We start from the raw sequence: 8930 nt of genomic DNA, 5'->3' as shown, positions 1-8930 counted from the left end.
ACCAACCAATCTATTTCTCTAAAAAATTGGAAATTTAACGACTCAGGAAGTTCCACGACATTTGGGGAAATAAAACTAGAGCCGCAGTCTTTTCTTATTATCTGTGCCAAAGCCGACACGGCTGAATTCAAATCATTTGGCAAGGTTGTCGGCTTATCGCCCTGGCCATCTCTGAACAATTCCGGGGAAATACTAAAACTACTAAGTCCTGAAAGTTTACCTATAGATTCCGTTCGTTACTCCGATGCCTGGTATAGGAATTCAACAAAGAAAACAGGGGGTTGGACACTTGAGCGGAGAGATCCTCAGTCCAAATGCCAGAGTCTTTTTAATTGGTTTGCGACAGTTGATTCCACTGGAGGGACGCCGGGGAAAGAAAACTCTATTTATGTTGCCGGCTACGATACAATGTCTCTGAGTCCTGATAGCTTGAAGCAGCTTTCTGACACATCAATAACAATCAATTTTAATAAGCATCTTGATAGTTCAACCCTGTTACCAGCGAATTTTGAAATAATTCCAAATACGTTTTCAGAAAAAAAAATAACTACTGACTCGGATTTTAAGAAGCTGGTATTGACCTACGACAAAACCTTTCAGGGCGGCATCGAATATCAGTTGAAACTCCACAATCTTAAAGACTGCAGCGGTATTCTGATTACAAATAAACCGGAGAATTTAAGATTTAAAACGATCAAGCCACCGCCCGTTGTGGAACCTGCTGACACAGCAAGAATGATTATTACTGAAATCTTTGCTGATCCGTCGCCCGAGATCCAGTTACCTTTGTCAGAGTTTATTGAAATTTATAACCCATCTAAAGACACTGTCGACCTCGATAAGTGGACCTTGAGCGACCCGACTACCAAAGCCACAATTAGAGGACAAAGAATTTTACCCCTGGAATATCTGATTCTTTGTCCTGCAGCAGACACTGTCCAATATAAATCTTTCGGCAAGACTGTTGGGCTAAATCCATGGCCGTCATTAAACAACAGTTCCGATCAACTTGTGCTTAAAAGCTTCAAAAATAGACCGGTGGATTCTATATCCTACTCCGATGGATGGTATAAAAGTAATATTAAAAAACAGGGCGGGTGGAGTTTGGAGAAAATCGACCTAAAATCAGTGTGTGAAGATTTCTTTAATTGGACAGCTTCGATTGATACCAGTGGCGGAACACCAGGAAAACAGAACTCCGTTAATGTTACGGGATACGACTCGATCGTTTTACAGGCCGACAGTCTCAAATTAATCTCAGATACTACTGTCAAATTATATTTTAACAAATATCTCAATAGTGCCACTCTTGTCGCTGAGAACTTCAAGCTGCTTCCGGCTACTAATACTTTGAAGAAAATTACTTCAGATAAGGCAAGTCGAGAGGTCACTTTATCTTATGATAAGAAGTTTCGGGAAGGAACTGAATATCAAATATCTGTGTTAAATCTGAAAGATTGTAGTGGAAATCCCATTACCAGCAACCCCGCTCTAACATTTAAGACTCCTGCAACTCCACAGCCGATTCCGGAACAGTTGGATACCGCTAAGATATTTATTACAGAAATATTTGCGGACCCTTCTCCGGAAATCCACTTGCCGTTGGTAGAATTTATTGAGCTATACAACCCCTCAAAAGACATGGTTGATTTAGATAAATGGACTATAAGTGATCCAACCTCAAAAGCGACAATTCGGGGGCAAAGAATATTTCCTGGTGAATATGTAATTCTTTGTCCGATGGCAGATACCCTTCATTATAAACCCTTTGGAAAAACTATCGGGATTAGTCCATGGCCCTCACTGAATAATGCCTCCGATCAGATAGCATTGAAGAGTTTCAAGAACAGGCTTGTAGATTCCCTGGCTTATTCAGACACCTGGTATCGTACCAATTCTAAAAAGGCAGGTGGTTGGAGTCTGGAAAAAATCGACCTCAAATCGGTTTGCGAAGATATATTCAATTGGACTGCCTCCATAGATACGATCGGTGGAACACCTGGTAAAAAAAATTCGATTAATATTTCAGGCTATGACCTTTTATCATTAAAGGCCGACAGTATGAAATTAACTTCTGATACTACTCTTAAGGTGTTCTTTAATAAACATCTTAACAGTGCGACGCTGGTTGCTGCCAATTTTGTTTTGTCACCGGATAATTCTATTCGGAAAATTACTACAGATGCGGAATCAAAAGAAGTGGTTCTAACTTATGGAAAGAAGTTTCAGACCGGAACTGAATATCAATTGCTAGTATCAAAACTGAAGGATTGTAGTGGAAATTCTATGACTGGTAGTCCGGCGTTCAAGTTTAAAACAAGTCCGGCTCCTCCAGTTGTTCCAGAACGAGCAGATACTGCGAGAGTATTTATAACGGAAATATTTGCTGACCCTTCTCCGGAAATCCACTTGCCGTTGGTAGAATTTATTGAACTATACAACCCCTCAAAAGACACGGTAGATTTAGATAAATGGACTATAAGTGATCCAACTTCAAAAGCGACAATTCGGGGGCAAAAAATATACCCTAAAGAATATGTAATTCTTTGTCCGATGGCAGATACCCTTCATTACAAGCCTTTTGGAAGAACTATCGGGCTTAGCCCGTGGCCTCCATTAAATAACGGATATGATCAAATAGTCTTGAAGAGTTTTAAGAACAGACTCGTAGATTCTGTCGCATATTCCGATGCCTGGTATAAAAGTAACGGCAAAAAATCGGGCGGTTGGAGTTTGGAGAAGATCGACCTTAAATCAGTGTGTGAAGATTTCTTCAACTGGACCGCCTCTATAGATACGATCGGTGGAACACCTGGTAAAAAAAATTCGGTTAATATTTCAGGCTATGACCTTTTAGAATTAAGGGTCGACAGTCTGAAATTAATTTCGGATACTACTCTCAAGGTGTTCTTTAATAAACATCTCAACGGTGCAGCACTGGTTGATGGCAATTTTATTTTGTCACCAGACAATACAATCAAGAAAATTGCCGCAGATGCGGAATCAAAAGAAGTGGTTCTAACTTATGGAAAGAAGTTTCAGGCAGGAACTGAATATCAATTGTCAGTATCAAAACTGAAGGATTGTAGTGGAAATTCTATGACTGGTAGTCCGGCGTTCAAGTTTAAAACAAGTCCGGCTCCTCCAGTTGTTCCAGAACGAGCAGATACTGCGAGAGTATTTATAACGGAAATATTTGCTGACCCTTCTCCGGAAATCCACTTGCCGTTGGTAGAATTTATTGAACTATACAACCCCTCAAAAGACACGGTAGATTTAGATAAATGGACTATAAGTGATCCAACTTCAAAAGCGACAATTCGGGGGCAAAAAATATACCCTAAAGAATATGTAATTCTTTGTCCGATGGCAGATACCCTTCATTACAAGCCTTTTGGAAGAACTATCGGGCTTAGCCCGTGGCCTCCATTAAATAACGGATATGATCAAATAGTCTTGAAGAGTTTTAAGAACAGACTCGTAGATTCTGTCGCATATTCCGATGCCTGGTATAAAAGTAACGGCAAAAAATCGGGCGGTTGGAGTTTGGAGAAGATCGACCTTAAATCAGTGTGTGAAGATTTCTTCAACTGGACCGCCTCTATAGATACGATCGGTGGAACACCTGGTAAAAAAAATTCGGTTAATATTTCAGGCTATGACCTTTTAGAATTAAGGGTCGACAGTCTGAAATTAATTTCGGATACTACTCTCAAGGTGTTCTTTAATAAACATCTCAACGGTGCAGCACTGGTTGATGGCAATTTTATTTTGTCACCAGACAATACAATCAAGAAAATTGCCGCAGATGTGGAATTAAAGGAAGTCGTTTTAACCTATGGAAAGAGGTTTCAGGCAGGACTTGAATACCAATTGTCGATATCAAAATTGAAGGATTGCAGCGGAAATTCTATTCCCGGTAGCGTGTCTTTTAAATTTAAATTTAGTACGCCTCCTCCACCTGTTCCGGCACAAGCAGATACAGCAAGAATATTTATAACGGAAATATTTGCCGACCCTTCTCCGGAAATAGGTTTGCCCCTTGCCGAATTTATCGAAATATATAATCCCGGCCGCGAAACTATTGATCTAAACAAATGGATCTTAAGCGATCCAATAACCAAGGGGATCCTAACAAATACAACCATAGCGCCCGGCGCTTACATTATCCTATGTCCGGTGGCCGACACACTTCTATTTAAACAGTTTGGTAAAACGAAAGGAATCTCGCCATGGCCCTCATTAGGAAATCCCGGTGACCAGATAACCTTAAAAAGCCTTAAGCAGAGATTAGTAGATTCCGTTGGGTATTCTGATAAATGGTATAAAAACCGGATCAAGAAAAGTGGCGGCTGGTCGCTGGAGAAGATAGACTTACTGAATAACAGCTGCAATGGTTTCTACAATTGGGTTTCATCCATAGACGAATCCGGTGGATCACCAGGCCGTGCTAATAGTGTTAACACGTCGCATGAGACCCGCAGAGAGCTGCGAATCGATTCTATAAAAAATCCATCTGATAGCACGGTAACCGTCTATCTAAACTCCATTCCGGATACCGTAAGTCTTAAAGTATCAGGGTTCTCGATAAATAATGAAATCGGTAGAGCTATCGCTATCTCCATAGAAGATAGTTATACGGCGCTCCATCTGAAATTTCGATCTAAATTTCGTGAAGGGATCAATTACACCCTTACTGCAGATTCGCTTTTCGATTGCCGGAGAGAAAAAATTACTGATGCTAATAATCATGCTTCTTTTACCATCCCTACTATTCCCGAAATTGATTACCCTATACTAATAAATGAAATAATGGCTGACCCCTCGCCGCAAATTGGATTACCGGAGACAGAGTTTGTTGAACTCTATAATCCCACAGAAAAGACTGTAAGTTTAAAAGGCATGTTGTATAGTGACGAAGGCCTTCAACATAAATTTACTGATGGAGAGATTGGGCCAAAATCTTATTTAATTTTATGTCCCGAAAAAGACACATTGAACTTTTCTGCGTTTGGGAAAGTATTGGGATTGCGCGTATGGCCTGTTTTAGGTAATGAAAAAGATATTTTGATCCTTAAAAATAACAAAGGAAGGGAGCTTCAAAGAGTAGCATATAACGCCGCTTGGTACAAGGACAATGGAAAAAAAACAGGTGGCTACTCATTGGAAATGATCAACGCCGCTTCGATATGTATAGATTTTCAAAATTGGGCAGCAAGCAAAGACTCGACAGGCGGAACCCCGGGAAGGAAAAACTCAATCCATGAAAGTACCGCCGTCGAGGGCTTGAGATTACTTGAAGCCGTTCTGACAGACAGTATAACGTTATTGCTAACATTCAATAAGTCTGTTGATAGTTTGTCTGCATCCATTCCGGGTAACTATCAATTAAACAACGGTGTTGGAAAACCTATCGCCGTTATCCAAATTGCACCCACATTCGAACAGGTTCTGCTCAAATTTAAAGATCCGCTCGCCAGAGGGCACACATACAGAATTGAGGCGACCGATTTAAGAGATTGTGCTGGTTCCGGCATTCTTCAAAACTTTAATTCCAAGGATTTCCTATTGACCGAGAGGATAGGTAAAAATGCCGTTCTGGTAAATGAGATCTTATTCAATCCACGGCCGGGGGGCGTAGATTTCGTTGAGATTTACAATAACACAAAACATATCCTTGATTTGCAGGATCTATCAATTGCGACTATTGTAAAAGACACCGTTAGCAGCGCCAAGAGAATTAGCTTAAAACAATTATTGTTTGAGCCCGGCCATTACATGTCCGTAACAAGCGATCCTGAAAACATCAAAAAAGAATATATAATAGAAAATCCGCATCAAATTTTAAAGGCTACACTACCTCAATTTAACGATGATAAAGGGACAGTCGTGCTACTCAGTAACGGTGGCCGGGTAGATCAACTCGACTATAACGATAAGATGCATTTTCAGCTGCTCAAAAACTTTGAGGGAGTTTCACTCGAGAGGAGCAGCTTCGGCCTTAACACAAATGATGCAGGTAATTTCAGGTCTGCAACGGCAGCATCTGGATTTGCAACACCCGGATACAAAAACTCGCAATTTAGCGAGACTCTCTCCCGCACTGAGGAATTTGCTCTAACCTCAAGAACTTTTTCACCGGACAATGATGGCTTTGAGGATATACTCCAGGTCAGCTATCATATGCCGGCACCCGGAATGGTTGCGAATATTAAGATTTTCAATGATGACGGTGTATTGGTTAAGAACCTCCTTAAAAATTCTACCTTAAACTCAACAGGTATGTTGATATGGGATGGGCTAAATGAATTCAGTTCTCCCGCAGGCATAGGTATTTATTTTATTTATGCTGAAATATTCGACACAAACGGAAATCTAAAAACCTTTCGAAGATCGTTTGTCCTTGCTCGAAAACTATAGCCAACTTCTCGCTTCTTCCCCCTCAACCCTCCCACAAAATCCTTACATTTGCCCGAAACCAATTATAATGCAGGATACCATAGTTGTACTAGGCTCAAACGGGCAGATTGGGACGGAATTAGTAAGCGAATTAAGGAAGATCTATGGCGATGGGCAGGTCATAGCTTGTGATATCCGCCGTCCTGACTACGACATCAAGAATGCCGGGCCGTTTGAGTTTGTGAATGTGCTTGAGAAGGACATTCTAAAGAATATTTTCCAGAAATATAAACCTACGCAGGTGTATTTACTGGCGGCCCTCTTGTCGGCTACGGGTGAGCAAAACCCCAAACTGGCATGGGACCTTAACATGAACGGCTTGCTGAATGTGCTGGACCTGGCGCAGGAGTTTAAAACGCAGCGCATCTACTGGCCGAGCTCTATTGCCGTATTCGGCCCCAATTCACCGAAAGACTATACCCCCCAGTATTGCGTAATGGACCCCAATACCGTGTACGGAATAAGCAAACTTGCCGGTGAGCGCTGGTGCGAATATTATTTCCAGAAATACGGCACCGATGTCCGGAGTATCCGCTACCCGGGACTAATCAGCTGGAAAGCAGCACCGGGCGGGGGAACTACAGATTATGCGATACATATCTTCCATGAGGCATTGAAGAAGGGCAGCTACCAGTCGTTCTTGTCGGCCGAAACGGAACTGCCTATGATGTACATGGATGATGCGATCCGCGGGACGATCGAGCTGATGGACGCCCCGGCTGAGAAGATCACGATCCGCTCGTCATACAATCTGACCGGCATGAGCTTCACGCCTGAGACCCTCGCAGATGAGATCAGGAAACACATCCCCGCCTTTAAGCTTTCGTATACCGATTATGATCAGCGCCAGGCGATTGCTTCGAGCTGGCCAAGATCTATAGACGACGGGCAGGCCCGGATGGACTGGGCTTGGAAGCCGGAGTTCAACCTGGCTAAGATGACGGGTGACATGTTTGATAATTTGAAAAGATAATTTAATCAGTGGACAGTTGACAGTGGACAGCCTGCCTACCGGCAGGCAGGTTGACAGCGGGATAACGGTAAGAAACAACAATTTTAAGATAAGTGCGATTCTTGTGTGCAAGGTGAGCTCGCTGGGTGGAAGCTCAGATTCTCGAATCCCTTGCTCGCATCCAAAAAACCTGCACGGAAAAGCAATAAAATAAAAGATAAATAATCAACTTAGCTTCCAAATATCAATAAGGAGTAACAATAAAAATGGGAAGAGCATTCGAATTCCGTAAAGAAAGAAAATTCAAGCGCTGGGCGAAGATGGCTATACAGTTCACCCGTCTCGGAAAAGAGATCGTGATGGCTGTAAAGGATGGCGGATCTAACCCTGATGCAAACTCACGCCTGAGAACTGCGATGCAGAATGCAAAGGCGGTGAATATGCCCAAGCATACGGTTGAGGCTGCGATAAAGCGCGCAAGCAATAAGGACGAAAGCAATTACGAAGAGCTTGTTTATGAGGGTTATGCGCCGCATGGCGTAGCCATACTCATTGAAACTGCGACCGACAATACCAACCGGACGGTAGCCAACGTACGGAGCTATTTTAATAAGACCAATGGCACCCTGGGCAAAACAGGATCACTGGATTTCATTTTCACGCGCAAGTCGGTATTCCGTTTTGATCCGGGTGATATGGAGCTGGATGAGCTGGAGCTGGAATTCATAGATTTCGGACTCGAAGACCTGTATGTGGAAGCAGATGAAACGGGCAAAGATGTGGGTGTGATCCATACCTCATTTGAGGATTTCGGCAAGATGCAGAAGGCCCTTGAAGAAAAAGGCATCCCGGTGATCAGCGCCAAACTGGAACGGGTATCTGAATCGACTACTGCGGTAAGCGAAGAACAGGCCGCTGATGTATTTAAACTGATCGACAAGCTTGAAGAGGACGATGACGTTCAGGCTGTGTATCATAATATGGCAGAATAATTTTCGGGCTGATGACTTTCGAGGAATTCCTTACAAAGAAAAAAATAGACCGGGTTCAGTTTCAAACCGCTGAGCCGGGTTTGTTTACGGAGTTCCAGAGCCATTACAGACAGATGGGGCCAAAGAGTTTTGACCACAGTAAAAAATTCCTGTTTAATAAGCTGAGAAGGGCCTACCACCTGAAGGAAGAGCCAAAGCCTGTACCTGCTAAAGAGGTTATTGAAGTGAACGAGATCGCTTCGCAGGCGGAGCCGTTATTGTCTCCAACAGTAGAAGCCACGGTATATACGCCGAGATTTCGGGCGGGAGGAATTGTAAAAAAGGAAGAAGCTGAAAGCGGAAAACTGAAAACTGAAAGTGGAACGGGCGACGAACCTAAACCTGCATACGTTCCGCGTTTTAAAAGTCCGGCTGCAACTAACAAGGAACAGCCGCAAACACCTCCTGCCACTTCAGACCTCGGTCCTCAAACCTCAGATCTTAAACCGGCCTATGTTCCCCGTTTTAAAGCACCTGCTACAAAACAA

At 42.8% G+C, this 8930-nt stretch carries 4 protein-coding genes; all 4 read left to right on the top strand.

Annotated elements, in window-relative coordinates; genetic code table 11:
* Positions 1–6420: lamin tail domain-containing protein (locus WKF69_RS14025; protein WP_340382702.1), on the top strand; the 6420-nt coding region annotated here is incomplete at its 5' end.
* Positions 6421–6487: 67 nt separating this feature from the next.
* Positions 6488–7432: an NAD-dependent epimerase/dehydratase family protein gene (locus WKF69_RS14020; RefSeq protein WP_340382701.1), complete on the top strand. Its 945-nt coding sequence runs from the start codon at positions 6488–6490 to the stop codon at positions 7430–7432.
* 245 nt (positions 7433–7677) lie between these two features.
* Complete coding sequence (locus WKF69_RS14015) at positions 7678–8403, top strand: YebC/PmpR family DNA-binding transcriptional regulator (RefSeq protein ID WP_340382700.1); 726 nt, start codon at positions 7678–7680, stop codon at positions 8401–8403.
* Positions 8404–8414: 11 nt separating this feature from the next.
* Positions 8415–8930: hypothetical protein (locus WKF69_RS14010; protein WP_340382699.1), on the top strand; the 516-nt coding region annotated here is incomplete at its 3' end.

This window comes from Daejeonella sp., from assembly GCF_037719425.1.
In the GTDB taxonomy this organism is placed as follows: Bacteria; Bacteroidota; Bacteroidia; order Sphingobacteriales; family Sphingobacteriaceae; genus Daejeonella.
The sequence above is the reverse complement of the archived record's forward strand: the minus strand, read 5'-3'. Positions and strand labels throughout refer to the sequence as shown.